The sequence below is a fragment of the Rhodoblastus acidophilus genome, assembly GCF_025961575.1.
In the GTDB taxonomy this organism is placed as follows: Bacteria; Pseudomonadota; Alphaproteobacteria; order Rhizobiales; family Beijerinckiaceae; genus Rhodoblastus; species Rhodoblastus acidophilus_C.
Window position 1 is genome coordinate 55,671 of sequence record NZ_JAOQNX010000013.1, and the last position, 25,177, is coordinate 80,847.

Here is a 25,177-nt window from a genome sequence, read left to right on the forward strand (position 1 = left end):
GTCACAGCCGCTCCATCCAGATCGCCGCGCCGACCGCGGGTATGTCGCTTTGCGCGCCCAGAATTTTCAGCAGACGGTCGTAGCGGCCGCCGGCGATTACCGGCCGTCCGTTCGCCTGCTCGGCCTTGAACGCCTCGAAGACGAAGCCGGTGTAATAATCGAGATTGCGGGCGAAACCGGCGGAGAACTCGAGGCTGTTCAGGTCGATGCCGCGCGCGGCGAAGAAATTCAGCCGCTGGTCGAACGCGTCCATCGCCGCCCCGAGATCGAGTTGCGCGGCCGAAAACAGCGCCCGCAATTCCGAAGACGCCTGGTCCGGCTGTCCCGATATGGCGAAGAATTGTTCGAGCAGGCCGCGCTTGGCCGCGTCGAGGCCGGCGTCCGAGCGCAATTCCGCCTGTTCGAGGAAACGTTCGGCGATTTCATTGGCGGTGCGGCCGCCGAGCGCCGAAATATCGGCGATTTTCAACAGGTCTTCGACCAGGGCGCGCGCGCCGGCCTTGTCGGCGCCGTCGAGCGCGGCCAGCACGCCGGAATGATCGGACCGGCCCGGTTTGGGCGTCAAAATTTCACCGATGTCCTGGCCCTTGATCAGGCCGGAATGGATGCGCCGCAGCCAGACCGCGGGCAGATCCAGCTTGTCCAGCAGCGCGGCGACCAGCGAGGCGTCGCCCATGCGCACGATCCAGGGGCCGGGACCGGCCGTCTCCAGCGCCAGGGCCAGGATTTCGGCGTCCGTCGCCTCACGGTCGGCGCGGCCGAAATTTTCCAGGCCGGTTTGCAGGAATTCGGTCTTCTTGCCGGGGGACAGCCGGAACACCGCGCCCCCGGCGCAGATCGCGGAGGGGCCGCCGGCTTCGGGCGAGGCCAGATAGGCGAGCGACAGCGGAATGGTGAATTCCGGCCGCAGGCAATATTCGCGCGCGCCGTCGGAGGTGAGTATCAGATTGCCGCGCATGTCCTCGCCCGAGAGGTCGAGGAAGACGGAGGCCGGCTGCAGAATCCCGGGGTCGCAGATGCGATAGCCCGCGCCCTCGAGTCTGTGCAAAATATCCTTGTCCTGACCGGCGCTCATGCCACGCTCCGCGAATTTTGCCTCGCTTTAGCAAGTTCGCGTCGCGAAAGCACTTGCTTTTGCAGGTCAAGGTGAAGGCGGCTCATTCCGGGACCTTCAACTTCTTGTCCTTGCGGCAGGCCGACAGCGGTTTCTGCTTGAACGTGTCGATCTTCGTCACCTGCATGGTCTTGGCGTCGAAGGCGCCGCCGATGCAGCCGCAGGCATAGCCGTATTCGCCATTGGTCTTGACGTAATCATGTTCGGAGAGGTCGGGAACCTGATCCATGCCGGGGTCGCGGTCCTCGCCCTGCGAGGTCATGATCCAGTCGCCCTGGCCGTCGGTGAGCCAGTAATTCCCCGGCGTGGGATTGACCACATACCCGCAGCGGGTTTCGGCGAGGGCCAAGCCCGCGCAGGCCTGGCCGACAGCAAGGGCGAGGAGGATGCGGCGCATGAAAATTCTCCCAAATTCAGAGGCCATGGCGCGCCAAAATCTCTTTGACGCCGGCGACCATGTTGTCTTCGCTGACGGATATCTGCGCGGGACGCGCCGCCTTCCATTCCTCGTTGGAGGCGATCGCCGCCGCCGCCTGGGCGCCCTCGATCAGATCCTTGATCTGCACCTCGCCCTTTTCGCGCTCGTTGGAGCCCTGGATGATCACACAGGGGCTCTGGCGCCGGTCGGCATATTTCATCTGCGCCTTCATGCCGGCGCCGCCGAGATAGAGTTCGGCGCGAATGCCGGCCTCACGCAATTGCGCGACCAGCGTCTGGTAATGGGCGAGGTGGTCTCGGTCCATCACCAGCACGACGACGGGCCCGCGATGGGGTTTTGCCGCCACCAGCGGCGAGTTGATCGCCTTCAGAGCCGCGAACAGGCGGGAGACGCCGATGGAAAAGCCGGTCGCCGGCACATCCTGGCTGCGAAAGCGGCCGATCAGCCCGTCATAGCGGCCGCCGCCGCCGATCGAGCCAAAGCGGATCGGCTGGCCCTTGTCGTCCTTGGCCGAAAACGTCAGTTCGGCCTCGAACACCGGGCCGGTGTAATATTCGAGACCGCGCACCACCGAGGGGTCGATCAGCAGCCGGCATTCATTGTAGCCGCAGGCCTTGGCCAGTTCGTCGATCGCCTTGAGCTCGTCGACGCCTTCGCGACCGCGCGGCGAATGCGCCACAAGGGCGGCGAGCGCCTCAAGGGTTTGCGCATTGTTGCCGCGCCGCGATTCGGTGAAGGCGATCACGGTCTCGATGGCTTCGCTGGGGAGGTTCGCGCCCTTGGTGAAATCGCCGGATTCATCCTTGCGCCCGGCGCCGAGCAGGGCGCGCACGCCGGCGCCGCCGAGCCGGTCGAGCTTGTCGATGGCGCGCAGCACGACCAGGCGGCGCGCCGCCTCGTCCTCGCCGCCGAGCCCGATGATGTCGAGAACGCCGTCGAGAATCTTGCGGTTGTTGATCTTGAGCAGATAGTCGCCGCGGGCGATGCCCAGCTTTTCCAGCGTGTCCGCCGCCATCATGCACAATTCGGCGTCGGCGGCGGGGCTCGCCGCGCCCACCGTGTCGGCGTCGAATTGCATGAACTGGCGGAAGCGGCCCGGGCCCGGCTTTTCATTGCGGAACACGAAGCCGGAGCGATAGGACCGGTACGGCTTGGGCAAGCTTTCGAAATTTTCGGCGAAATAACGGGCGAGCGGCGCGGTCAGGTCATAGCGCAGCGACAGCCATTGCTCGTCATCGTCCTGGAACGAGAACACGCCGGCGTTCGGCCGGTCCTGGTCCGGCAAGAACTTGCCCAGGGCTTCGGTATATTCGACCGCCGGGGTCTCGACCGCCTCGAACCCGAACAATTCGTAGGAGTCGCGAATGGCGTCGAGCATGGCGCCGACGGCGCCGATCTCGTCGGCGCCGCGATCGACGAAGCCGCGCGGCAGTCGGGCTTTGACGAGATTTTGTTTGGCTTCGGTCATCAAAAACTTTCCTGTTTGGCGGTGTCATAGGGGGCGCGGCTTGCCGAGACAAGTCTGCGCGTCAAGCGCCAAAGCTTGACTTGCTCCCACGCGCGCTTTAGCCGCAGGCCATGACTGAATGCGCCGCGCCCCAAACGCCGAAAACCCTTGCCGGGCTCTCGGAGATCATCGACCGCTACGATGCGGTCTTGTGCGACATCTGGGGCGTGCTCCACGACGGCGCCCGGGCGTTTCCGGCGGCGGCGCAAGTGTTGCGCGCGCTTCGCGACGCGGGAAAAGCCGTGGCGCTGGTCACCAACGCGCCGCGCCCGGATTACGAAGTCGCGGCGCAGCTCGAAGTGTTAGGGATCGAAGCGTCCTGTTACAACGCCATCGCCACCTCCGGCGACGTCTGCGCCCGCCTGATCGTCGCCAAATCGCCGCAAAAACCGTTTCAGATCGGCCCCGAGCGGGATTTTCCGGTCTATGACGCGGCCTCGGCCATGGCCGGCTTTGACATCAAGCCGGTGGCGCTGGACGAGGCTGGGTTTGTCGTCTGCACCGGGCTGGTCGAGGACACGATCGAGACCCCGGCCGATTACGAGGCGATCCTGCAGGCGTGTCGGGCCAAAAATCTGCCGATGATCTGCGCCAATCCCGATCTGGTCGTCTATCGCGGCGACCAATTGGTCTATTGCGCCGGCGCGCTCGCCGAACGCTACGAAGACTTGGGCGGCGCGGTCGAGCAGGCGGGCAAACCCTACAAGCCGATCTATCACGCGGCTCTGGCCATGCTGGAGCAGGGGGGCGCTCCTTTGGCGCCGTCGCGCGTGCTCGCCATCGGCGACGCCATGCACACCGATATCGCGGGCGCGCAGGGCATGGGCCTGGATTGCGTGTGGATCACCACCGGCATCCACCGCGAGGAGCTGCATGGCGCCGGCGGCGAGATCGACGCGGACGCCCTGAAACAATTCTTCGAGGACCATGTGCAGCCGCCGACCTGGCGCATGGACCGGCTGGCCTGGTGAGCCCTTCGGCCAATGGACAATCGGCCGCGCTCGCGCTTTCTGGTGCGACAGCAAAGAAAGGGAGCGCGATGACCGCCAAGTGGAAAATCCATTATCTCGAGGATCTCAGCCTCGGCATGCGGGCGAGCATCACCCGCACCTTGACCGAGGAGGATGTGGCGAAATTCGCGGACGTCTCGGGCGACCACAATCCGATTCATCTCGACAAGGACTTCGCCGCCGAAAGCATGTTCCGGCAGCGCATCGGCCATGGCATGTTCACCGCCAGCCTGTTCTCCGCCGTGATCGGCATGACCTTGCCTGGTCCCGGCGCGGTCTATTTGAACCAGACCCTGAGTTTCAAGGCCCCGGTGCTGATCGGCGATGTGATCGTCGTCACCGTCGAAGTGGCCGAACTGACCGAGAAGGGCAATCGCTGCAAGCTGCATTGCCAGGCGACCGTCGCCGGAAAGGTCGTGCTCGAGGGCGAAGCGCTGGTGAAGGTGCCCTCGCGGGCGGCAAAGGCCTGAGACGCCGTCGGACTTGACGGCCATGGGCCGGCGCCGGTTTAAAGGCGCCGGCCCCATATCGTGGCCGGATGGAACAATGGCGACTTCACGATTCATTCTCAGCGTCGATCCGCAGGCGCCGCCGCAAGGTCTCGCCGGCGCCGTGGTCGCCATCGGCAATTTCGATGGCGTGCATCGCGGCCATCGCGCGGTGATCTTTCGCGCCAAGGCGCTGGCGAAAAAGCTGGGGCGGCCCTGCGCCGTGCTCACCTTCGAGCCGCATCCCGCCGATTTCTTCGCTGGCGCGCCCACGATTTTCCGGCTCACCTCGCGCGACGCCAAGGCGCACCGGCTGCGCGAACTCGGCCTCGACGGCATGTTCGTGCTGAGTTTTGACGCGGCGCTGGCCGCGCTCGACGCCGAGCATTTTCTCCAGGACATCTTGTTGCGCCGACTCGGGGCGGCGGGGGTGGTGGTCGGCTACGACTTCCATTTCGGCGCCAAACGCTCGGGCACGCCGGATTTCCTGCGGCGGCGCGGCGCCGAACTCGGGCTTTCCGTCGAAATCGTCGAAAAAGTCACCGCCGACGAGGAAGGCTCGATCGAGGCCGTGTCCTCGACGGCGATCCGCGAGGCGCTGATCGCCGGCGACGTCGAGACCGCCGCGGCGCTGCAGGGCCATCCCTGGTCGGTGACCGGCGAGGTGGTCCATGGCGCCAAGCTCGGCCGGACGCTCGGCTATCCCACCGCCAATCTCGCCCTCGACCAGAATTGCGGCTTGCGCCACGCCATTTATGCGGTCGGGGTCGAACTCGACGGCGCGCTGCTGAAGGGCGTGGCCAGTTTCGGCCGCCGCCCGACCGTCGACAACGGGCCGCCGCTGCTCGAAATCCACATTTTCGATTTTGACGGCGACCTCTACGGCCGCGAAATCGAGGTTTATTTCATCGCCTTCCTGCGCCCTGAAGCCCACTTTCCCTCGCTTGAGGCGCTGATGGAGCAGATCCGCCGCGACGACGCGGAGGCCCGGCGAATCCTCGATGCGCATGACCAAAATTTAAGTCGCAATTTCGCCCCGCCGCTGCGCTAATCGGCGATTCCCCTTAGATCCGATGCAAGGACAGCCATGAAAATCCTGGGCCTCGCCGTCGCTGTGTTCGCTTTCCTCGCCTTCGGCCTTGGCGTCCAGCAAGGCGATACGATCCTCGAATTGCTCGGCGGTTTCAGTCTGGTCGCCGCCGCCTGCTGCTGGCGCAGCGAAAATGTCTCAATCTTCCTGAAGATTTTCATCGCGCTGTTCTGCGTCGAAATCATCGCCTTTGGCCTCGGCGATTTCGCCGCGCGCTTCGGCTATTGGCCGCAGGCGCTCGCCGACGCCAAATTCCCGCCGACCCTGCCGCTCACCGTCGCCGTCTTCGCCATTCTGGTGTTCGCGGTTTCGCATATCCCGGTGGTGCGCAAACTCACCCGGATCGCCGACCGCTTCTTCCATGCCACCGGCGCGACCATCGCCAAATACGGCCCGTTCCAGTTCAGGACCAGCGAGCGGCGGCTGGCGACCGGCATGCTGGTGTTCCTGGTGCTGATCAACCAGGTCCAGGTGGCGATCATGGTGCGGTTGAACTTCTTCAACCGCGACTGGTTCAACGCGATTCAGGAGAAGAACGAGTCGGATTTCTGGAATCTGCTGCTGTTCGTGTTCACGCCCTGGGCCTTCATCTATGTGGCGAGCATGGTGATCGAATTCGTGGTCACCTCCTATCTCGTCATCCGCTGGCGCCGCTGGCTGACGCAATTCTACATTTCTCACTGGCTCGCCGGCCACGCCCATTATCGCATGTCGCTCGCCGACGGCGGCGCCGACAACCCGGACCAGCGTATTTCCGAAGATGTGGCGCGCTTCATCGACGGCGGGGCCGAAGGCGGCGCCTATGGGCTCGGCGTCTACGGCTATTCGATCCAGCTGATTTCCACCCTGTCGTCGCTGGTGTCCTTCGCCATCCTGCTCTGGGGCCTGTCCGCCAACTTCACCCTTCCCGGCACCAATTTCGCCTTTCCCGGCATGCTGTTCTGGGTGGCGCTGCTCTATGCCGGCGCGGGAACGATCATCACCCATCTGATCGGCCGTCCCTTGGCGCGCATCCTGTTCACGCGACAGAAGGTCGAGGCGGATTTCCGCTTCTCGCTCGCCCGTCTGCGCGAATATAGTGAGCAGGTGGCGCTGCTGAAGGGCGAAAAGGCCGAGGCCACGAGCCTGAAGGACAAATTCGGCGCGCTGATCGCCAACTATATGGAGTTGATCGACCAGCGGAAAAAACTCACGGCCTTCACCAGCCTGTACGGCCAGCTCAGCCCGATCATTCCCTATATTTTCGCCGCGCCCTTCTATTTCTCTGGCAAGATCGCGCTGGGCGTGATGACTCAGACGGCCTCAGCCTTCGGCCGCGTCGAAGGCGCGCTGACCTTCTTCATCAGCTATTACACTTCGCTCGCCGGCTTCGGCGCGGTGCTCAACCGTCTCGCCGGTTTCGATGCGGCCATCGAGGCGGCGCAGACGCCGGGCGGTTTTGTTGTCGCGCACAAGGAGGCGCCGGGGCTGCGCGACGCCGTCATCCGCCTGCCGGACGGCCGCGTGCTGCTCGACAAGGTCGATCTGGTGTTGGAGCGGGGCAAGAATGTGCTGGTCACCGGCGCCTCCGGCTCCGGCAAGTCGACCCTGTTCCGGGCGATGTCGGGTCTGTGGCCCTATGGCTCGGGCGAGATCGACCTGCCCGCCGACAAGATGATGCTGCTGCCGCAAAAGCCCTATCTGCCCGTCGGTCCGCTGCGTGACGCCGCCGCCTATCCGGCCGAGCCGGAAAAATATGGCGACGAGGCGATCAGGGCGGCGCTCGTCGACGCACAACTGCCGCATCTCGCCGACAAGCTCGACGAAAGCGACCAATGGGGCCAGCGCCTGTCGGGGGGCGAGCAGCAGAGGCTCGCCATCGCCCGCGCTTTGCTCGCCAAGCCGGAATGGTTGCTGCTCGATGAGGCGACGGCGGCGCTCGACGAGGACACCGAGGCCGCCATCTACAGAATGCTGGCGGAACGCCTGCCGCAGACCACTTTGGTCTCGATCGGCCATCGCGCCACGCTCAACGCCTGGCACAGCGAACGGGCGAAGGCGCAGAGCGGCGGCCTGCTGGTGGCGTCACACGCCGGCTAAGCCGCGAGGGGAGCGCTGCTGTTACAGCAGCGGCGCCCCCGCAAGGCCGTGCAGCCAGAACACGGTCGCGACCCACAGGACCGCGCCGATCACGATTGCCTTGATGTCGCCGCCGAGACCGGTCGCCGGCGCTTTCAGCTTCACTTTGCGCACGGCGAGCGAGATCCGGTCGAAGATTGCGAAGGCCAGCAAGCCGCCGAACAGCAGCAGCGCCAGCAGGTCGCCATTGGCGATGAGATGCGCCAGCGCCCAGACCGCGAGCGCGGTGACCTGCGGATGTTTGACGACATCGCGGATCTTTGACGGGAAGTTCGCGGCGGCGAAGAGCACGAAGGCGATGAACATCAGGACGAAGGACAGATGCCGCGCTCCCGCCGGCGGCGTCCACAGCTTGATGTCGGCGGGCGCTCCGCGAAACGCCGAGGTCCCGACCACGATCAGGATCATGCCGATCAGGGAGGGGAGGGCGACGAAGCCCGCGTAGCCGTTGAGCCCGAACTTCGCGATCAACTTGTCGCGGAGGCCGGGAACGCTCGGAATCAGATGGCCGCCGATAAAGAGAATCAATCCAAGAATGAGCCAGACCATGTGCGCTCCTTCAGCGTGACGATGGCCTTACTCTAGCGGAAATCGCTTTTGCGGAGAAACCTTTCCGCCCGCTAGTCGACGGCGGCCGGCTGCGGGGCCGGGGCGGGCGCTGGGGCTGCGGTCGGGCGCGGCGCCTTGCGCTTTTTCACGTCCGCCTTGCGCTCCTTGTCCTCGCCGGCCTCCGCGATCCGCGTCTGCAGTGCGAGGTCGCGCGCCTCCGTTAGACGCAGCGCGCAAAAGCCGTGGGTCTCCTCCCTGTCGTAGTCGCGGCAGGTCCGCGCCCGCGTGGAGCTGAAATCGGCCTGATCCTTGACCAGTTCCTTGGTCTGGTCGGGCTGCTTCTTGTACCTGTCGAGCAGCGCCCGGAAACGCGCCTGCGCCGATTTCTCCAATCCGGCGCGCTCGCGTTCAAAAGTCTTGATCTGGCTGTCGCTGAATGCGCTCCCGGGCGGGCCCCAGAGGCCGGCGACGTCGGCGCGGCAATCCGCGGCGAAGAAGGCGCAGGCGCCGAACGGCGTGGTGACGCGCAGCGCGCCGCCGAGCAGGTCGATCAGCATCGGACAGACGGAGGATTCCAGTTCGAAGCGGTTGGCGCCCTCCGGCGCGCCGAGCGCTTTCAGTCTGATCGGCCCGTCGTCGCCCATGGACACTTCGCAGGATTGATTCGGATGGGAGACCTTGGCGCCGCTCAGGACCAGGCGCGTTACGCGCAACTCGCCGCCGTCCTTGTCGAGGGTCAGCGCGCCGCGCACGCCATTGAGCCCGAAGGTTTGGCCGAGCACCGTGCTCTCGGCGGGGGGCTTAGGCTTGACGGGGGCAAAATGCTCGCGCGGCTTGGCGGCGGCGGCCGGTTTCGGCGGCGCCAGCGCCTGTCCTTCAGGGGTCGGCGTCGACACCGCCCCGGGAAGGGCGAGTTGCGCCGAAGCCGCAACAGGCGTCAGCAGGGCGAGGAGAGCAAGGAGCAGCAGGTGACAGGCGCGCATCGGAAAGATCTTCAATCGATTTGACCTTCATACGCCGCGCGGCCCCAGAAAAAAAAGCCCCCCGGTCGTCCGGAGGGCTGGTTTTCGCCGGTTGCGCGGCTCAGTATTTGGCGAGGACGGGGCCGGAGTCCGAACCGCCGAAGCGGTAGACGATGCCGGTCGACAGCAGCCAGGGATTGAAATGGGCGTGCTGGTCGACGGAAATTTGCGCCCCGGGGTAAACCGACGCGAGATAGCCGTGGCCCGTGACGTAGGAAAAGGCTTTCTTCACGTCGAGGCTGATGCCCCAGCGCGGCGTCAGCATGTAATCGGCGCCGAACTGGACGATCGTGTTCACCGAGCCGCTGACCTTCACATTGGTGAGGAGCGCGTCCTTGTTCGAGAACGAGAAGCCGGGCGCGAGGCCAACGCCGATATAGGGCTGGAAGGCGCCGAAATTGTCGAAGTGCCAAACGACCGTGACAGGAACAATGCCGGGGTAGAGCTTGGTCAGGACAAGGCCGTTGTAGGGGTAAGGGGCGCCCTTGATGCTGTCGTTGGCGCTCAGCGGAAGTCCGCCGGAGACGTTGACCGAGATGTTCTTGGTGAGAAAGAGACCCGCTTCGAAGCCGACCGTCGCGATATTGGAAATCGACGCGTTCCAGCCGGTGTCGACGGAGCGTCCAAGGACGGGCACGTATTCGTAGAGGTGCGAGCTCGACTGGTTGATCGCATAGGTGAAGCCAAGCTTCAGGAACATGGGCTGGAAGGTCTCGACGGCCGGCGGCGGCGTGAGCGTCGCCTTGTCGGAGGGCAGGTCAGCGGCCTGGGCGCTCGCCGCAAAGGCGCAAAGGAGGGCGGTTGTTCCGAGCGCTTTCAACAGATTAAATTTCATGTTTGGTCTCCCCAGTTCAGTTGTGAACTTTTTTGTTGAAACTGTCGTTCGGGGGCAAAAAAGTCAACGCAACATACCATTGTTCCAGCTTTGCGCGCGGGGGCGCCGGAAACCCCTTGATTCAGCACAACCTATTCATTTTAAACATGAAAACGACATTTTTTCCTTTTGGTCGGCGCAGCCGCGTCAGCAATTTGCCCCGCGCGTGGCGGAATTGTCACAATTTCAAGGGCGCGCCGGCATTTCCGGGCTTTCGTCTTGCGGGCAAAAAACCGCGCCCCTATATCAGCCACGCTCTTGCATAAGCGCGTCGCGCTCCCAATCTCACTCATCGTCGGGGACCGGGCGAATCAGACGCCCAGGCCGGACCGCTCCGGGGTCCGGCGGTTCTGCGAGGAAAGGACAAACACATGGCTAAAGTTATCGGCATCGATCTCGGCACCACCAATTCCTGCGTCGCGGTGATGGAGGGTTCGACTCCCAAGGTGATCGAAAACGCCGAGGGCGCGCGCACCACGCCGTCGATCATCGCCTTCACCGACGACGGCGAGCGCCTCGTCGGCCAGCCGGCCAAGCGCCAGGCGGTCACCAATCCGGAAAAGACCTTCTTTGCGATCAAGCGCCTGATCGGCCGCACCTTCGCCGATCCGATGACGCAGAAGGACATGGGCCTCGTCCCCTATCACATCGTCAAGGGCGGCAATGGAGACGCCTGGGTCGAGGCGAGCGGCAAGACCTATTCGCCCTCGCAGATCTCCGCCTTCACCCTGCAGAAGATGAAGGAGACGGCGGAAGCCTATCTCGGCCAGACCGTCACCCAGGCGGTCATCACCGTTCCCGCCTATTTCAACGACGCCCAGCGCCAGGCCACCAAGGACGCCGGCAAGATCGCCGGCCTCGAAGTGCTGCGCATCATCAACGAGCCGACCGCCGCCGCTTTGGCCTATGGTCTGGACAAGAAGGGCTCCGGCACGATCGCGGTTTACGACCTCGGCGGCGGCACGTTCGACGTGTCGATCCTCGAGATCGGCGACGGCGTGTTCGAGGTGAAGTCGACCAACGGCGACACCTTCCTCGGCGGTGAAGATTTCGACATGCGCCTCGTCGAATATCTCGCGGACGAGTTCAAGAAGGACAATGGCATTGACCTGAAGAAGGACAAGCTCGCCCTTCAGCGCCTCAAGGAAGCGGCGGAGAAGGCGAAGATCGAACTGTCCTCCGCGACCCAGACCGAAATCAACCTGCCCTACATCACCGCCGACGCCTCCGGGCCGAAGCATCTCACCCTGAAACTGACCCGCGCCAAATTCGAGGCGCTGGTCGACGACCTGATCCAGCGCACCGTCGAGCCCTGCCGCAAGGCGCTCAAGGACGCGGGCCTGTCGGCGGGCGAGATCAACGAAGTGGTGCTGGTCGGCGGCATGACCCGCATGCCGAAGGTCCAGGAAGTCGTGAAGCAGTTCTTCGGCAAGGAGCCCCACAAGGGCGTCAACCCTGACGAAGTCGTGGCCATTGGCGCCGCGGTCCAGGCCGGCGTGTTGCAGGGCGACGTCAAGGACGTGCTGCTGCTCGACGTCACCCCGCTGTCCCTCGGCATCGAGACGCTCGGCGGCGTGTTCACCCGCCTGATCGATCGCAACACGACGATCCCGACCAAGAAGAGCCAGGTGTTCTCCACCGCCGAAGACAACCAGACGGCCGTGACCATCCGCGTCTTCCAGGGCGAGCGCGAAATGGCTGCGGACAACAAGGCGCTCGGCCAGTTCGATCTCGTCGGCATCCCGCCGGCCCCGCGCGGCATGCCGCAAGTCGAAGTCACCTTCGACATCGACGCCAACGGCATTGTGTCGGTGACGGCGAAGGACAAGGCGACCGGCAAGGAGCAGCAGATCCGCATCCAGGCCTCCGGCGGTCTGTCGGATTCCGACATCGATAAGATGGTCAAGGACGCCGAGGCCCATGCGGCCGAGGACAAGGCGCGCCGCGCCCTGGTCGACGCCAAGAACGAGGGCGAGGCCATGGTGCATGCGGCCGAGAAGTCGCTCACCGAATTCGGCGAGAAGGCGTCCGAGGCTGACAAGAGCGCGATCCAGGCGGCGGTCGCCGCGCTGAAGACCGCGCTCGAAGGCGACGATGTCGAGACCATCAAGGCCAAGACCAACGAATTGGCCCAGGCGCAGATGAAGCTCGGCGAGGCCATGTACAAGGCCGAACAGGCGGCGGCCGCCGCCGGCGGCGCGGGCGCGGCCAAGCCGGAGGAGGACGTCATCGACGCCGACTTCAAGGAAGTCAAGGACGACAAGAAGGGTCACTGAGACCTGGGCCGGCGCGCGAAAAAGGCGCGCCGGCTTTTTCCTGTTCCGAAACGGCGCAGCTTGCTTTTCGTGCGCGCAAGCTTTAGCTCGCCGCAAACGTAGCGTTTTCAAGCGAAGTGGTTTCGCCTGAAGAGAACGCGCAAACGCAAAACGCAAGGCGTCACCGCGCGCCGTGAAAAAATCTGGATCACGCCGCTATGGCCAAGCGCTGTTACTATGAAGTCCTTGGAGTTTCCCGCACTGTCACGGAAGTCGAGCTGAAAAGCGCCTTCCGCAAGCAGGCGATGCAATATCACCCCGACAAGAACCCGGGCGACCACACGGCGGAAGCCAAGTTCAAGGAAGTCAACGAGGCGTATCAGGTCCTGTCCGACGCGCAGAAGCGCGCCGCCTATGATCGCGCGGGCCACGCCGCCTTCGAGCAGGGCGGCGGCGGCGGGTTCGGCGGCTTCGGCATGGGCGAAGGGTTCGCCGCCTCCATGGCCGATATTTTCGATGATTTGTTCGGCGATGTGATGGGCGGCCGGCGCGGCGGCCGGGGCTCGGGACGCGAGCGCGGCGCCGATCTGCGCTACAATATGGAAATCACCCTGGAAGAGGCCTATCGCGGCAAGTCGGCGGCGCTCAAAATTCCGACCTCCGTCACCTGCGAGACCTGTTCCGGCAGCGGCGCCAAGGCCGGCTCCAAGCCCAAGACCTGCACGACCTGCGCCGGCCACGGCCGCGTGCGCGCGCAACAAGGCTTTTTCTCGATCGAGCGCACCTGTCCGACCTGCCAGGGTCGCGGCGAGGTCATCGACAATCCGTGTCCCGCCTGCTCCGGCGGCGGCCGCGTCACCAAGGAGCGTTCGCTCTCGGTCAACATTCCGGCCGGCGTCGAGGACGGCACCCGCATTCGGCTGGCCGGCGAAGGCGAGGCCGGCCTGCGCGGCGGACCCTCGGGCGACCTCTATATCTTCCTGTCGATCAAGCCGCATCCGTTCTTCCAGCGCGAGGGCGCGGACCTGTACTGTCGGGTGCCGATCTCCATGGTGCAGGCGGCGCTGGGCGGCGAGGTCAAGGTGCGCGGCGTCGACGGGGTCGAGATCAAGATCAAGGTGGACGAGGGCACGCAGTCCGGCCGCCAGTTCAAGATCAAGGGCCGGGGCATGCCGGTTTTGCGCGCGCGCGACTATGGCGACCTCTATATCCAGGCCAATGTCGAGACGCCGCAGAATCTCACCAAGCGCCAGAAGGAACTGCTGGCCGAGTTCGACAACGAATCGACCAACAAGACCCATCCGGAATCCTCCGGCTTTTTCGCCAAGATGAAAGATTTTTTTGATCTGGCGTGATCGCGGAGCGGATATGGCGCGCCGGCGCGAGGAACAGCGGCGCGCCGCGCCCTGACGCGGCGTCGCAGGTTCGACCTATCCGCGCAAATCTGCTTGCAAATTGTCGCAGATGACGCTTTCTTGACGCTGCTTGCTTTGTCACTATTTAATGACAGGCTTGTGGTCCAATTGATAGGCAATCGCCGTGAACGCGCAAAAAAGTCCGGTGTCAAGAAACGGAACGCGGCCCAAAATCCCCCTGGACGTGCAACTGGGAGACGAGGCGCGATTCATCCGCTCCTGGCTGGAAAATCCCAAGATCGCCGGCGCCATCGCGCCTTCGGGGCGCTTTCTCGCGCGCGCGCTGGCGCAATGCGTCAGTCCCGTCGCGCCCGGGCCGATCATCGAACTTGGCCCCGGCACCGGCCCGGTGACGCAGGCGCTGCTGGCGCGCGGCGTGCCCGCGTCAAAGCTGATCCTCGTCGAATATGAACAGAGTTTTTGCAAGCTTCTCGCTCGCAAATTCCCGGGCGTCAAAATCGTGCGCGGCGACGCCTATCGCCTGGCCGACACGCTCAAGGGCATTTTGACGGAAACGCCCTCGGCGGTGGTGTCCAGCCTGCCGCTGCTGACCGCGCCCGAGTCCGATCGCCTCATGCTGTTGCGCCAGGCCATGGAGCTGATGGGCGAGAACGGGCGATTCGTGCAGTTCACCTATGGCGTGAAATCGCCGGTGCCCACGGATCTCGGCGACAGCCAGCACATCCGCATCCAGGCGCTGGCGCCGATCTGGCTCAACATTCCCCCGGCGCGCATCTATATCTATCGCCGCGCCAACGGTCCGACCTTCTTCAAGGAGCCGCCGGACGTTTTGGACGAATTGCTGCGCAAGTCGCGGCGCGCCGCGCGGGAAATCCGCGACGAGTTTTTCGAGGCGCGGGCGCGGATTGTGGCCTCCAATAGCGGCAGGCGGCGGTAAGGGCTGGTTGGCATCCCTTCCTTTTCGCGTTTATAAGGCCCGTCAAACAAAAAACCGGACGCGCCAATGCCCCATTCCGACCGCCTGATCGTCGCCCTCGATCTTCCCGATGTCGCGCAAGCCCGCGACATGGTCGCGACGCTCGGCGATTCCGTCTCCTTCTACAAGATCGGCATGGAGCTGGCCTATGGCGGCGGGCTCGGGCTGGTCGATGAATTTTCCAGAGCGGGCAAGCAGGTCTTCGTCGATCTGAAGCTGCACGACATCGGCGCCACCGTCGAAAAGGCCACTGCGCAAATCGCCAAGCTCGGCGCGCGCTTTCTCACCGTGCACGCCTTCCCCCAGACGCTGGCCGCGGCCGCGCGCGGTTCGCAGGGGTCGAGCCTGCAGGTGCTGGGCGTCACGGTGATGACCTCCTATGACGACGCCGATCTCGCCGCCTGCGGCTACCGGCTCAATGTCCGCGACCTCGTCGCCTTGCGCGCGCAACAGGCGAAAGAGGCGGGCGTCGCCGGGTTGATCCTGTCGCCGGAGGAACTGGTTGCGACGCGCGCCGCGGTTGGGGAGTCGCTGTTGCTGGTGACCCCCGGCGTGCGCCCCGCCGGCGCGGCGCTCGGCGACCAGAAGCGGGTGGCGACGCCCTCGGAAGCGTTCCAACGCGGCGCCGACTACATTGTTGTGGGTCGCCCGATTGTCGCGGCGCCCGACCCGCGCGCCGCCGCTCTGGCGATCCAGGCGGAGATCGCAAAAAAGTAACGCCGGGCGTACCTCCGGCCCGGCGTCCATCCGCCAGGCTGTGGGGGACAGCTCCCGCGGACAAAAGGACGGTATCGCGGCATTGTGTAAGGCAAGTGACGGAATAAGGACGAGAAAACGACAATGCCCAAGGCCTATATCATCGCCAGCGTGACCGTGAACGATTCCGAGGCTTACGCGAAATATGCGGCCCTCGCCCCCGAGGCGATGAAGAAATATGGCGCGCGGGTTCTGGCGCGCGGCGGCCGCTCCGAAGCGCTCGAGGGTTCCGCGCGCGCGCGGAACGTGATTCTGGAATTCGACGATTACGAGACCGCCAGGGCCTATTACCACTCGGTCGAGTACCAGCATGCGCGCTCGCACCGCATCGGCGCCGCCGACTTTCATATGACCTTGGTCGAAGGCGCCTGACGCTTTCGGAGCCCGGCCAAACGGCCTATAGCACGCGCAGGAGTTTTCCATGGAACAGATGCGGCTTGTCGTGGTCGGCGCCGCCGGCCGCATGGGGCAGATGCTGGTCAAGGCGATCGCGGCGACGGAAGGCGCGGCGCTCGGCGGCGCTTTGGAGCGGATCGGCTCGCCCGCGCTCGGCCGCGACGCCGGCGAGGTCGCGGGGATTGGGCCGCTCGGCGTCAAAATCACCGACGATCCCCTCAACGCCTTATTGAACGCCGATGGCGTGATCGATTTCTCTGTTCCCGCGGTGACAGTGGAGATCGCCGCGCTCGCCGCCCAGGCGCGGATCGTCCATGTGATCGGCACGACCGGTTTGTCCGCCGACGATCTGCAAAAGCTCGACGCCGCCGCGCGCCACGCGACGATCATCCGTTCCGGCAATATGAGCCTCGGCGTCAATCTGCTCGCGGGTCTGGTAAAACGGGCGGCCGCCGAGCTCGGCGTGGACTGGGACATCGAAATTCTGGAGATGCACCACCGCATGAAGGTCGACGCGCCTTCCGGCACCGCGCTGCTGCTCGGCGAGGCGGCGGCGGCGGGGCGCGGCATCGCGTTGGCCGAAAACAGCGTCCGCGAAAGAAATGGCCATACGGGCGCGCGAAAGGCGGGCGACATCGGTTTTGCGACGCTGCGCGGCGGCACGGTGGTCGGCGACCACAGCGTCATTTTCGCCGGCGCCAGCGAGCGCATCGAACTTGTCCACCGCGCCGAGGATCGCAGCATTTTCGCCAATGGCGCGGTGCGCGCGGCCCTGTGGGGGCGCGGCAAAAAGCCCGGGATCTATTCCATGGCCGACGTGCTCGGCCTGTAAGCCAAGGAGTTTTTCATGTCCGAACGTCTTCTGGTTCTGGTCCGTCACGGCCAGAGCGACTGGAACCTCAAAAACCTGTTCACCGGCTGGAAGGACCCGGACATTACCGAACTCGGCGTGTCCGAGGCAAAGGCGGCGGGACAGCGTCTCAAGGCGCTCGGCCTGACCTTCGATACGGCCTTCACCTCCAACCTCACCCGGGCCCAGAACACGCTCAAACTGATTCTCGGCGAACTCGGCCAGACCGGGCTGCATGTGGAGAAGGATCAGGCGCTGAACGAGCGCGATTACGGCGATCTCTCCGGGTTGAACAAGGATGAGGCGCGCAAGAAATGGGGCGACGAGCAGGTGCACCTGTGGCGCCGCTCCTATGACGTGCCCCCGCCCGGCGGCGAGAGCCTGAAGGACACGGTCGCGCGTGTGCTGCCCTATTATAACCAGTACATCCTGCCGGCGGTGCTGCGCGGCGAGCGCGTCATCGTCGCCGCCCACGGCAATTCGCTGCGCGCGCTGGTGATGGTGCTCGACGGCCTGACCCCCGAAACCATCCCTAGCATGGAGCTGGCGACCGGCGTGCCGCTGGTCTATCGCCTCAAGGCGGATTCGACGGTGGAGTCGAAGCAGGTCCTGGAGCCGGTGAAGGCTTGATTTTTTGGAGAGGGCGCGCTCGCGCGCCCTCTCGTCAGGAAACTGGCTCGGCTTCCGGTTCGAAGGCGTCGAGCAGGTTGGTGCTGATAAAACCCAGGGCGGTCGCGCGCGTCGATTCCAGGCCCGGGTGGAACACCCAATATTTGTGGCGGTCCTCGGGATCGCGTTCGAGCCAGAGATTGATCTGGCCGACGGCGGTGGCGATGAACGCTTTCAGCGGCGTTTTTGCGTGTTCATGGGGCGTCGTGGTGTAGCGCAGGGTCGCCAGATCGGCGATCAGCGCGGCGACGTCGACGCTTTCGCCATTGACCACGGCGGAATGGGGTTTGCGCGCGAGCACGCGCATGATTTCGCGCCGCGCCGCCCAGGCGACGCCCTGCGGGTCCGCGCCCTCATAGGGCTTCAGGCCGACCGGCCTCAGCGAATCCAGCTTTTCCGCGTCGCGGGCGGCGGCGGCGGCGCGCTCGGCCTTGCGGCGCAGGTGCAGATTGTAACCGGCGCTGACGAAGAACAGCAGCGCGACGACGCTCAAGACCGTCGTGATCACATTGCCAAGATTATCGAATGAAAACATGACAGTCCCGCATCAGATTGGGCGCCTCTCATCGCGCGCGTCGCAACGTCAGATTAATCCGTCCGGGCGGGTCGAGCAAAGTCGAAGTTTTTGCCAGAATGCGGTCGACGCCGTGAAACATTTTTCTCGCGGGGCCGCCGAAAATCAGCACATCGCCGGATTCGAGGACCAGGGACTGCGTCGATCCGCCGCGCGTCTCGCCGCCGAAGCGGAAGCGGCAGGCGCAGCCGAGCGAGACCGAGAGGATCGGGGCGTCAAAATCCTGCTCGTCGACATCCTGATGCGCGCCCATTTTGGCGGCGGGGTCGTAATAGTTGATCAGGCAGGCGTCGGGATCGTGCGGATAGCCGGCGAGATCGCGCCATAGGCGCAGCAGCGTCTCTGGAATGGGCGGCCAGGGTTTTGCGGTGACGGGGTGTTCGGGCTGGTAGCGATAGCCGGCGCGATCCGACACCCAGCCGAGCGGGCCGCAATTGCTCATGCGGACCGAAAAGGCTTTGCCGGTGCGCGGCATGACCGGCTGGAACAGCGGGGCTTCGCGCAGGATTTCACGGATGTTTTCGCGCAAGGTTTCTTGCGCGGCTCGGTCCAGCGCTGTCTTGTAGAGATGCAGGCCGGGGCGAATTTCGACAGCTGTCAATTCAGCCTCGATCTTCTCCCTCTCCCTGGGAGCGGGGAGAGGGTAGGGGGAGTCAACGCATTCGCTTGGCGGATCGGCCGAGGCCAGAGCCCGAGTCCCCCTCACCCTAACCCTTTCCCCGCGAGCGGGGCGAGGGAACGGGTCGCGGCCCTCGTTCAGGCCTTGGGGCCGCCTCGGGCGACGCCGACCTTGGCCGGGCGCAGCACGCGTTCGCCGATAGCAAAACCGTCTTCGACCACCTGCGCCACCGTGCCGGTCGGGACGCTCTCGTCGGGGATTTCGAACAGCGCTTCGTGGAAATTCGGGTCGAATTTCTGGCCCTTGGGCTCCAGCTTGCGCACGCCGTGGCGTTGCAGGCGCGAGAGGAAATCGCGCTCGGTGAGTTCGATGCCCTCGACAAAAGTTTTCAGCGCGGGGTCGCTCGCCATCACGTCCTTGGGCACATTGTCCAGGGCGCGGCGCAAATTGTCCGCAAAAGTCAGCATGTCCCTGGCGAAGGAGGTCACGCCATAGACCTTGGCGTCGGCGACCTCTTTCTCGGTGCGGCGGCGCAGGTTTTCCATTTCGGCGAGCGTGCGCAGCGCCTTGTCCTTCAAACCGGCGTTTTCGGCGATCAGCGCCTGGACGGCGGCGGCGTCGCGTTCGGCGTCGGACTGCGGCGCGGCTTCAGGCGCGGCGGTCTCGGCGGGCTTTTGCGATTCGGCCTCGGTCTTCGTCTGTTCGTCGCTCATGGGTCTCTCATTTTCAAAAATCTGGCCTGCATTTGGGACCGAAGGCCCCAAAAATCAAGCCAAGGCCAAGGGGCGGCGCGTTTTCAGGTCAGAACGGCCGCACGATGACGAAGATCACGATCGCAATGGTCGCCAGGGCCGGCGCCTCATTGGCGATGCGCAGGGTCTTTTCCGCGACCGGCCGCTGGCCCAGGCTCATCTTCTTGCCCAGGCGCACCATCCACATATGGTAGATCGACAGCAGCACGACGATTCCGATCTTCCAGTGCAGCCAGAGATTGCCGGAAAAACCGATGTTGAAGGCCAGCGACAGGCCGAAAATCCATGACAGGATCAGCGCCGGCGTCAGGATGATGTTGCGCAGGCGGTTGCAGCGCGAGGTCCATTGCGCCTCCTCCACCGAGCCCGGCTTGGTCGAGTGCATGTAGATGAGATAACGGGGCAGGGCGAACAGCCCGGCGATCCAGAAGAACACAATCGCGACATGCGCGGCCTTCACCCAAAGGTAGCCGTCACCCAACCAACCGATCATTTCAAGCTCCGAATTCCTATGCCGTCTTCGCCGCGCGCGCTTTTGGGGCGAACACCTCGGTCAGGTGTCGCCGCAAGGCCGCTTGCCGGGCGGGATTGGTCACCTTCGCCCCCGTCAGGTCCGTGACATAGAAGGCGTCCACCGCCTTTTCGCCGAAGGTGACGATATGGGCGGAGGCGATGTTCAAATTCAACTTCGACAGGGCGAATGTCAAATCGTGCAGCAGGCCGACGCGGTCGAGGCCGGAGACCTCGACCACGCTGTACTTGCGCGACAGGCTGTTGTCGATGATGACGTCGGCCGGCACGTGGAAGGTCGCGGCGCGGTCGGGCGCAGTCTTCGCCTTGTCCGCCAGCAATTCGGTGACGCGAACCTCGCCGCGCAACGCCTGCTCGATCGACTTCGCCACCCGTTTCGCGCGGCGCAGCTCGTCCTCGTCGCGCTCGAAGGCGCGGCTGATGCTGATCGTGTCGAGCGCCAGACCGTCGGCGGTGGTGAACACCTGGGCGTCGACAATATTGGCGCCGCAGACGGCGCAGGCGCCGGCGATGATCGACAGCAGGCGCGGATGGTCGGGCGCGACCACGGTGAGTTCGGTGATGCCGCGAAACGCGTCGGTGGTATATTCGGTCGCCAGCGAATTCAGCTCGACCGCCGAGGCGTAGAGCAATTGCGCGTGCTGAATCTTGTGCGGCAGATCGACCTTGAGCCAATAGGCCGGATAATGCCGCGCGACATAATCGGCGAATTCCGGATCGGACCAGGCCGGCAGTTTTTCGCGCAGCTCGCGCTGCGAGCGCTCGACCCGCCCCTTGCGGTCCACGGAGGAATGGCCGCCGGCCAGGACCAGCTCCGTCTCCCAATAGAGCGTGCGCAACAGCTCGCCCTTCCAGCCGTTCCAGACGCCGGGGCCGACGGCCCTGATGTCGCAGACGGTGAGAATGGCCAGCATTTTCAGGCGCTCGATGGTCTGCACCTTATCCGCAAAGGCCTGGATCGTGCGGGGATCCGCGAGATCGCGGCTCTGCGCGATGTTCGACATGGTCAGGTGTTCCTCGACCAGCCAGGCGCAGGTCTCGGTCTCGGCGTCGTCGAGGCCGAGGCGTGGCCCGATCTTGCGCGCCAGCGCCGCGCCGGCGATTGAATGGTCCTCGGGGCGGCCCTTGGCGATGTCGTGGAGCAGCACCGCCAGATAGAGCGCGCGCCGGTGGGTGATGGTCGGCATCAGCTCGCTGGTGAGCGGCAGTTCGGTCTTGTAATGGCCGAGCTCCACCGAAGCCAGTTCTCGCAGAGCCCGCAGCGTGTGCTCGTCCACCGTATAATGGTGGTACATGTTGAACTGCATCATCGCGACGACGCGGCCGAATTCGGTGATGAAACGGCCAAAAACCCCGGCTTCGTTCATCAGCCGCAGCGCGCGCTCGTTCGACTGCGGATTGATCAGGATTTCCAGGAACAGGCGGTTGGCCTCGGGAGAGGCGCGCAGCTTGGCGTCGATGCGCGGCAGGCTTTGCGTCACCAGGCGCAACGCGTCCGGGTGGATCGCCAGTTCGTTATGCGCGGCGACCCAGAACAGCCGGATCAGATTGACGGGATCGCGCTCGAAAATGTCGTTGGAGGCCACGGTGACGCGGTCGGTCTCGATGGCGAACGGGCCGAGGTCGCGCGGCTTTTTCCGGCGCAGCGAGCCGAACACGCGGTCGAACATGGCGCGCGGCTTGGCCTGGCGCTCCTCCAGGGCGGCGCAGACGATGTTGGTGAGGTCGCCGACATGTTTGGCGGTGACGAAATAGCGCTTCATGAAGCGCTCGACGCCGGGGACGCCCGCCGCCGCCTTGAAGCGCATTTTTTCGGCGAGCACCCTTTGCAGATCAAAGCTCAGCCGTTCCTCGGCGCGGCCGGTGTAAAAATGCATGTGGCAGCGCACCGACCACAGGAAATTCTCGCAGCGGTGGAACAGGCGCAATTCCTGCTCGCTGAACAGGCCCGCGGCGACCAGCGCGTCGACGTCGCGGACCCTGTACGTGTATTTACTGATCCAGAACAGGGTGTTGAGGTCGCGCAGGCCCCCCTTGCCCTCCTTGACGTTGGGCTCGACCAAATAGCGGGATGAGCCAGCGCGGCGCACGCGCTCCTCGCGCTCGGTCAGCTTGGCCTGGACGAATTCCGGCGCGCTGTTGCGCACGATCTCCTGATCGAACCGCGCGCTCAACTGGTCGAGCAGGGCCTCGTCGCCGAGGATGTAGCGGGTTTCCAGCAGGGTGGTGCGGATGGTCATGTCGGCGCGCGCCTGTTTCAGGCACTCTTCGACGCTGCGGGTGGCGTGGCCGACCTTCTGCTTGAGATCCCAGAGGAAATAGAGCATGGCCTCGACCACCGACTCGGAGCGGGCGCGCCCCTTGCCGTCGAGCAGGAACAGCAGGTCGATGTCGGAGCCGGGCGCCAGCGCTCCGCGCCCATAGCCGCCCACCGCCACGATGCAGAGTTTCGACTGGGAGGGCGCGATATATTTGACCACGCAATCGTGGATGGCGCGAAGAACCTCATCCTCGACATAGGCGAGATGCGCGCCGCAGGCGAGGCCGCCGCCGCCCGATTCCAGCTCGGCCCGCGCCACCGCCGCGCCATGAGCGAGCGCATCGGCGAACACGTCGACCGCCGCCTTGCGCAGGCTTTGAATATTGTCGCCGTGGAGCGCCGCCAGCCCGGCGATTTTCGCATCAATGCCGGCGCGGTCGATCAGCGCCTTCATCGGCAGGTCCATGCGCGGCCCGTTCCATTTGCCGTGCGCGGCCGGCGCGGTCTGAACGTTCATGGTCCCTTCCTCGCCGCCGCTTTCCGCACCGTGATCGCATCCCAGATGGCGACCGCGAGGTCGGGGCCGCCGGTGCGCTTGATCGCCCTGATGCCGGTGGGCGAGGTCACGTTGATTTCCGTCAGCCAGCCGTCGATCACGTCGATGCCGACGAAAACCAGCCCGCGCCGCTTCAGTTCCGGACCGATCGTTGCGCAAATCTCCTGTTCGCGCTCCGTCAGTTCGGTCGCCTCCGCCGCGCCGCCGCGCACCATATTGGAGCGGATGTCGTTTTCGGCGGGCACGCGGTTGATTGCGCCGCGCGGCTGGCCGTCGACGAGAATGATGCGCTTGTCGCCCTTTTTGACTTCGGGCAGGAATTTCTGCACCACCCATTGCTCGCGGAACGAGGTGGCGAACAGGTCGTAGAGCGAGCCGTAATTGGCGTCCTGGCGCTGCAGGCGGAACACCGCCGCGCCGCCATGGCCGTGCAGCGGCTTCATCACCACTTCGCCATGCGCCTCGCGAAAGGCGTCGATGGCCGCGCGGTCGCGGGTGATCAGGGTCGGCGGCATAAGCTCCGGGAAATCCATCACGAACAGTTTTTCCGGCGCGTTGCGCACGCTGACGGGATCGTTGACGACAAGGGTGTCGCCGCCGATCTTTTCCAGGAGATGGGTGGAGGTGATGTAGGAGAGGTCGAAGGGCGGGTCCTGGCGCAGAAGGACGACATCCATGTCGCGCAAAAAAATGTCGCGCGGCGTGCCTAGGGTGAAATGGTCGCCGGCGATGTCGCGGACCGCCAGGGTTTGCGCCGTCGCTACGACATCGCGGCCGCGCAGCGAAAGTTTGTCCGGCGTGTAGTAGAGAATCTCGAAACCGCGCGCCCGCGCTTCGAGCAGCAGGGCGAAAGTGGAGTCGCCGGCGATGTTGATCCGCTCGATCGGGTCCATCTGTACGGCGATGCGGGCGATCTCAGCCATTCCATTCCCTCGTCCGGGTCATTCACAAGCGCAGCGCTGAAACATGGCGACGACGCCGGCTTTTTTCGAGCCGCGATTCAAGCGTGCAGGACCATTGCTGCTTTGGATCGCGAAAGCTATCCCATATTCAGGACGGGTCAACTTTTGCTCTCGACCGCGACATTTGCGCGCAAGCCGTGTGGCGCGTCGTCCAGCTGTTCCGGCGGGGATTGCGCCGTCCGCCCGGCGCGCAGGCGCGAAGCGCAGGCGTTCCAAAACCGCGACGGCCAGTCCCGGATCATGAACGTGCGTTCGATCACGGCGTAATAGGCGAGGCCGACCGCCAGGACCAGCAGGATTTCCAGCGCGCCATAAAGCGCGATTGCGGCGAGCGGGCTGTCGGGGACGCGCTTGGCGATCTGGCCGGTGACGAATTGCAGGGTCTGCAAATGCGTCAGATAGATCGAATAGCAGGCGCCGCCGATCAGGCTGATCCAGGGATAGGCGCAAAAACTGCGGAAGGCCGAGGCGGGCGCGAGCACGCAGGCGAACATGGTCGCCGTCGCGGCGAGTGTCAGCGCGCGCAAGCTCAGGCCGGAGGCGAGGGCGGAAAGCGTGACGGGATGTTCGGGCGGATTGGGGATCGCCAGGAAGACGAACAGCGCAAAAAATCCCGCCGCGCCGACCAGGGGCCGGGGCAGGCGGCCCATTGCGGCCGCGATCGCCTCGCGCCCATGCGCCAGCAGGATGCCGAGCCAGAAGAACTGGAAGAAGCGCAGGATGCTGTAATAGACGTCGAGCCCGCCCAGCGTGCGCGGCGGAAACGTCGAGGCGATCACGCCGGCGGCGAGCAGGGCGGCCCCGCACAGTCCGCGCGCCCAGGCGCGGGTCAGGCCGAAATAGAGGAAGAACAGCAGGGGCGCGAGCAGATAGAACTGCACCTCGACCTCGAGCGACCAGCCCGGCGGGAACAGCCGGGGGAAGGAGCCCCAGATCAGGCCGTGCAGGTAGAAGATCGAGCCGAACAGGCTGGCGGTCAGCGAGTCCGGCGGCGCGGCGAAATGATTCGTCCCTTGCGGATGATAGCCGGTGAGCGTAATCGCGGCGAAGGTGACAAACAGCAGGATCAGATAGGGCGGCTCGATGCGCAGCACGCGCCGCGACAGGTAGCCGCGCAGGAAGGCGCCGGTGAGCGGCCCATGCCGGGAGCGCATCGCCTGTCCCGCAAGAATGAAGCCGCTGACGCAGAAGAACAGCTGGACGCCCAATCCGGGCCGCCCGATCCATTCGACGACGAGCGAGTCGCGCTGCTCCGCCGCCGCGGGGAAGAATCGCAGCGCGCGCTCGACGAAATGGCCGACCACGACAATGGCGATGGCCAGGAAACGCAAGCCGTCGACCTCGGGCCGATAGACGCCGCCGGACAGGCGCCGCTGCAGGCGCGTCGGCAGGGAGGCGGCGAGAGAAAGCAGGTTTTGGAGAGCCATCGGCGCG

The 25,177-nt window shown here is 64.9% G+C and carries 24 protein-coding genes; 11 read left to right on the forward strand and 13 right to left on the reverse strand.

Features of this window, described 5'->3' with window-relative positions; all coding sequences use genetic code 11:
- Position 1: 1 nt before the first annotated feature.
- The 3 genes from M2320_RS11045 to hisS all read right to left on the reverse strand — a co-directional run bounded on the left by M2320_RS11045 (position 2) and on the right by hisS (position 3,021).
- A complete protein-coding gene (locus tag M2320_RS11045) occupies positions 2 to 1,075 on the reverse strand; it encodes an ATP phosphoribosyltransferase regulatory subunit (RefSeq protein ID WP_264597321.1) in 1,074 nt (357 codons plus the stop codon).
- An 82-nt stretch (positions 1,076 to 1,157) separates the two neighbouring features.
- Positions 1,158 to 1,511 (reverse strand): DUF4087 domain-containing protein, encoded by a 354-nt coding sequence (locus M2320_RS11050; RefSeq protein ID WP_264597322.1) that lies wholly within the window; start codon positions 1,509 to 1,511, stop codon positions 1,158 to 1,160.
- A gap of 16 nt (positions 1,512 to 1,527) precedes the next feature.
- Positions 1,528 to 3,021, reverse strand: coding sequence for a histidine--tRNA ligase (gene hisS, locus M2320_RS11055; RefSeq protein WP_264597323.1), 1,494 nt, complete (start codon positions 3,019 to 3,021; stop codon positions 1,528 to 1,530).
- Positions 3,022 to 3,131: 110 nt separating this feature from the next.
- Here hisS and M2320_RS11060 point away from each other — a divergent pair, with 110 nt between their 5' ends.
- The 4 genes from M2320_RS11060 to M2320_RS11075 all read left to right on the forward strand — a co-directional run bounded on the left by M2320_RS11060 (position 3,132) and on the right by M2320_RS11075 (position 7,727).
- Positions 3,132 to 4,031 (forward strand): TIGR01459 family HAD-type hydrolase, encoded by a 900-nt coding sequence (locus M2320_RS11060; RefSeq protein WP_264597324.1) that lies wholly within the window; start codon positions 3,132 to 3,134, stop codon positions 4,029 to 4,031.
- A 68-nt stretch (positions 4,032 to 4,099) separates the two neighbouring features.
- On the forward strand, positions 4,100 to 4,540 hold the full coding sequence (locus tag M2320_RS11065) for a MaoC family dehydratase (RefSeq protein WP_264597325.1): 441 nt from the start codon (positions 4,100 to 4,102) through the stop codon (positions 4,538 to 4,540).
- 76 nt (positions 4,541 to 4,616) lie between these two features.
- On the forward strand, positions 4,617 to 5,609 hold the full coding sequence (locus M2320_RS11070) for a bifunctional riboflavin kinase/FAD synthetase (RefSeq protein ID WP_184428920.1): 993 nt from the start codon (positions 4,617 to 4,619) through the stop codon (positions 5,607 to 5,609).
- 36 nt (positions 5,610 to 5,645) lie between these two features.
- On the forward strand, positions 5,646 to 7,727 hold the full coding sequence (locus M2320_RS11075) for an ABC transporter ATP-binding protein/permease (RefSeq protein ID WP_264597326.1): 2,082 nt from the start codon (positions 5,646 to 5,648) through the stop codon (positions 7,725 to 7,727).
- A 21-nt stretch (positions 7,728 to 7,748) separates the two neighbouring features.
- On the opposite strand, the gene M2320_RS11080 is transcribed toward M2320_RS11075, so the two are convergent.
- The 3 genes from M2320_RS11080 to M2320_RS11090 form a co-directional block, all read right to left on the reverse strand.
- Positions 7,749 to 8,315 (reverse strand): NnrU family protein, encoded by a 567-nt coding sequence (locus M2320_RS11080; protein ID WP_264597327.1) that lies wholly within the window; start codon positions 8,313 to 8,315, stop codon positions 7,749 to 7,751.
- Positions 8,316 to 8,386: 71 nt separating this feature from the next.
- On the reverse strand, positions 8,387 to 9,298 hold the full coding sequence (locus tag M2320_RS11085; RefSeq protein WP_264597328.1) for a hypothetical protein: 912 nt from the start codon (positions 9,296 to 9,298) through the stop codon (positions 8,387 to 8,389).
- 100 nt (positions 9,299 to 9,398) lie between these two features.
- Positions 9,399 to 10,172 carry an OmpW/AlkL family protein gene (locus M2320_RS11090; RefSeq protein ID WP_264597329.1) on the reverse strand — a complete coding sequence of 258 codons (774 nt, stop codon included), beginning with the start codon at positions 10,170 to 10,172 and terminating at the stop codon, positions 9,399 to 9,401.
- A gap of 410 nt (positions 10,173 to 10,582) precedes the next feature.
- On the opposite strand from M2320_RS11090, the gene dnaK reads away from it, so the two are divergent.
- From dnaK to M2320_RS11125, 7 genes are all read left to right on the forward strand, one after another.
- Entirely contained in the window at positions 10,583 to 12,487 is a 1,905-nt protein-coding gene (dnaK, locus tag M2320_RS11095) for a molecular chaperone DnaK (RefSeq protein ID WP_184428927.1), read from the forward strand.
- A 197-nt stretch (positions 12,488 to 12,684) separates the two neighbouring features.
- Positions 12,685 to 13,821 carry a molecular chaperone DnaJ gene (gene dnaJ, locus M2320_RS11100; protein WP_264597330.1) on the forward strand — a complete coding sequence of 379 codons (1,137 nt, stop codon included), beginning with the start codon at positions 12,685 to 12,687 and terminating at the stop codon, positions 13,819 to 13,821.
- Positions 13,822 to 14,005: 184 nt separating this feature from the next.
- Positions 14,006 to 14,779 carry a class I SAM-dependent methyltransferase gene (locus M2320_RS11105; RefSeq protein ID WP_184428931.1) on the forward strand — a complete coding sequence of 258 codons (774 nt, stop codon included), beginning with the start codon at positions 14,006 to 14,008 and terminating at the stop codon, positions 14,777 to 14,779.
- A 66-nt stretch (positions 14,780 to 14,845) separates the two neighbouring features.
- Entirely contained in the window at positions 14,846 to 15,535 is a 690-nt protein-coding gene (gene pyrF / locus M2320_RS11110; protein ID WP_264597331.1) for an orotidine-5'-phosphate decarboxylase, read from the forward strand.
- 123 nt (positions 15,536 to 15,658) lie between these two features.
- On the forward strand, positions 15,659 to 15,946 hold the full coding sequence (locus M2320_RS11115) for a DUF1330 domain-containing protein (RefSeq protein ID WP_184428935.1): 288 nt from the start codon (positions 15,659 to 15,661) through the stop codon (positions 15,944 to 15,946).
- 58 nt (positions 15,947 to 16,004) lie between these two features.
- Positions 16,005 to 16,802 (forward strand): 4-hydroxy-tetrahydrodipicolinate reductase, encoded by a 798-nt coding sequence (gene dapB, locus M2320_RS11120; RefSeq protein WP_264597369.1) that lies wholly within the window; start codon positions 16,005 to 16,007, stop codon positions 16,800 to 16,802.
- 15 nt (positions 16,803 to 16,817) lie between these two features.
- Positions 16,818 to 17,450, forward strand: a complete 633-nt coding sequence (locus M2320_RS11125) for a 2,3-bisphosphoglycerate-dependent phosphoglycerate mutase (protein ID WP_184428936.1) — start codon at positions 16,818 to 16,820, stop codon at positions 17,448 to 17,450.
- A gap of 34 nt (positions 17,451 to 17,484) precedes the next feature.
- On the opposite strand, the gene M2320_RS11130 is transcribed toward M2320_RS11125, so the two are convergent.
- The 7 genes from M2320_RS11130 to M2320_RS11160 all read right to left on the reverse strand — a co-directional run bounded on the left by M2320_RS11130 (position 17,485) and on the right by M2320_RS11160 (position 25,170).
- On the reverse strand, positions 17,485 to 18,024 hold the full coding sequence (locus M2320_RS11130; RefSeq protein WP_264597332.1) for a hypothetical protein: 540 nt from the start codon (positions 18,022 to 18,024) through the stop codon (positions 17,485 to 17,487).
- A gap of 28 nt (positions 18,025 to 18,052) precedes the next feature.
- A complete protein-coding gene (locus M2320_RS11135; RefSeq protein WP_264597333.1) occupies positions 18,053 to 18,664 on the reverse strand; it encodes an alpha-ketoglutarate-dependent dioxygenase AlkB family protein in 612 nt (203 codons plus the stop codon).
- A gap of 155 nt (positions 18,665 to 18,819) precedes the next feature.
- Positions 18,820 to 19,395 carry a nucleotide exchange factor GrpE gene (gene grpE / locus M2320_RS11140; protein WP_264597334.1) on the reverse strand — a complete coding sequence of 192 codons (576 nt, stop codon included), beginning with the start codon at positions 19,393 to 19,395 and terminating at the stop codon, positions 18,820 to 18,822.
- Positions 19,396 to 19,483: 88 nt separating this feature from the next.
- Positions 19,484 to 19,927, reverse strand: coding sequence for a CopD family protein (locus M2320_RS11145; protein WP_184428945.1), 444 nt, complete (start codon positions 19,925 to 19,927; stop codon positions 19,484 to 19,486).
- 16 nt (positions 19,928 to 19,943) lie between these two features.
- The gene (locus M2320_RS11150; protein WP_425540675.1) at positions 19,944 to 22,679 is read right to left on the reverse strand and encodes a [protein-PII] uridylyltransferase; all 2,736 of its coding nucleotides are present in this window, start codon (positions 22,677 to 22,679) and stop codon (positions 19,944 to 19,946) included.
- 59 nt (positions 22,680 to 22,738) lie between these two features.
- A complete protein-coding gene (gshB, locus tag M2320_RS11155) occupies positions 22,739 to 23,704 on the reverse strand; it encodes a glutathione synthase (protein ID WP_264597336.1) in 966 nt (321 codons plus the stop codon).
- A 137-nt stretch (positions 23,705 to 23,841) separates the two neighbouring features.
- Positions 23,842 to 25,170, reverse strand: a complete 1,329-nt coding sequence (locus tag M2320_RS11160) for an acyltransferase family protein (protein WP_264597337.1) — start codon at positions 25,168 to 25,170, stop codon at positions 23,842 to 23,844.
- Positions 25,171 to 25,177: the final 7 nt, after the last annotated feature.

Coding starts and splice junctions, on each gene's coding strand:
- M2320_RS11045 (WP_264597321.1), bottom strand. CDS start 1,075: ATGAGCGCCGGTCAGGACAAGGATATTTTGCACAGACTCGAGGGCGCG.
- M2320_RS11050 (WP_264597322.1), bottom strand. CDS start 1,511: ATGCGCCGCATCCTCCTCGCCCTTGCTGTCGGCCAGGCCTGCGCGGGC.
- hisS (WP_264597323.1), bottom strand. CDS start 3,021: ATGACCGAAGCCAAACAAAATCTCGTCAAAGCCCGACTGCCGCGCGGC.
- M2320_RS11060 (WP_264597324.1), top strand. CDS start 3,132: ATGACTGAATGCGCCGCGCCCCAAACGCCGAAAACCCTTGCCGGGCTC.
- M2320_RS11065 (WP_264597325.1), top strand. CDS start 4,100: ATGACCGCCAAGTGGAAAATCCATTATCTCGAGGATCTCAGCCTCGGC.
- M2320_RS11070 (WP_184428920.1), top strand. CDS start 4,617: ATGGCGACTTCACGATTCATTCTCAGCGTCGATCCGCAGGCGCCGCCG.
- M2320_RS11075 (WP_264597326.1), top strand. CDS start 5,646: ATGAAAATCCTGGGCCTCGCCGTCGCTGTGTTCGCTTTCCTCGCCTTC.
- M2320_RS11080 (WP_264597327.1), bottom strand. CDS start 8,315: ATGGTCTGGCTCATTCTTGGATTGATTCTCTTTATCGGCGGCCATCTG.
- M2320_RS11085 (WP_264597328.1), bottom strand. CDS start 9,298: ATGCGCGCCTGTCACCTGCTGCTCCTTGCTCTCCTCGCCCTGCTGACG.
- M2320_RS11090 (WP_264597329.1), bottom strand. CDS start 10,172: ATGAAATTTAATCTGTTGAAAGCGCTCGGAACAACCGCCCTCCTTTGC.
- dnaK (WP_184428927.1), top strand. CDS start 10,583: ATGGCTAAAGTTATCGGCATCGATCTCGGCACCACCAATTCCTGCGTC.
- dnaJ (WP_264597330.1), top strand. CDS start 12,685: ATGGCCAAGCGCTGTTACTATGAAGTCCTTGGAGTTTCCCGCACTGTC.
- pyrF (WP_264597331.1), top strand. CDS start 14,846: ATGCCCCATTCCGACCGCCTGATCGTCGCCCTCGATCTTCCCGATGTC.
- M2320_RS11115 (WP_184428935.1), top strand. CDS start 15,659: ATGCCCAAGGCCTATATCATCGCCAGCGTGACCGTGAACGATTCCGAG.
- dapB (WP_264597369.1), top strand. CDS start 16,005: ATGCGGCTTGTCGTGGTCGGCGCCGCCGGCCGCATGGGGCAGATGCTG.
- M2320_RS11125 (WP_184428936.1), top strand. CDS start 16,818: ATGTCCGAACGTCTTCTGGTTCTGGTCCGTCACGGCCAGAGCGACTGG.
- M2320_RS11130 (WP_264597332.1), bottom strand. CDS start 18,024: ATGTTTTCATTCGATAATCTTGGCAATGTGATCACGACGGTCTTGAGC.
- grpE (WP_264597334.1), bottom strand. CDS start 19,395: ATGAGCGACGAACAGACGAAGACCGAGGCCGAATCGCAAAAGCCCGCC.
- M2320_RS11145 (WP_184428945.1), bottom strand. CDS start 19,927: ATGATCGGTTGGTTGGGTGACGGCTACCTTTGGGTGAAGGCCGCGCAT.
- M2320_RS11150 (WP_425540675.1), bottom strand. CDS start 22,679: ATGAAGGCGCTGATCGACCGCGCCGGCATTGATGCGAAAATCGCCGGG.
- gshB (WP_264597336.1), bottom strand. CDS start 23,704: ATGGCTGAGATCGCCCGCATCGCCGTACAGATGGACCCGATCGAGCGG.
- M2320_RS11160 (WP_264597337.1), bottom strand. CDS start 25,170: ATGGCTCTCCAAAACCTGCTTTCTCTCGCCGCCTCCCTGCCGACGCGC.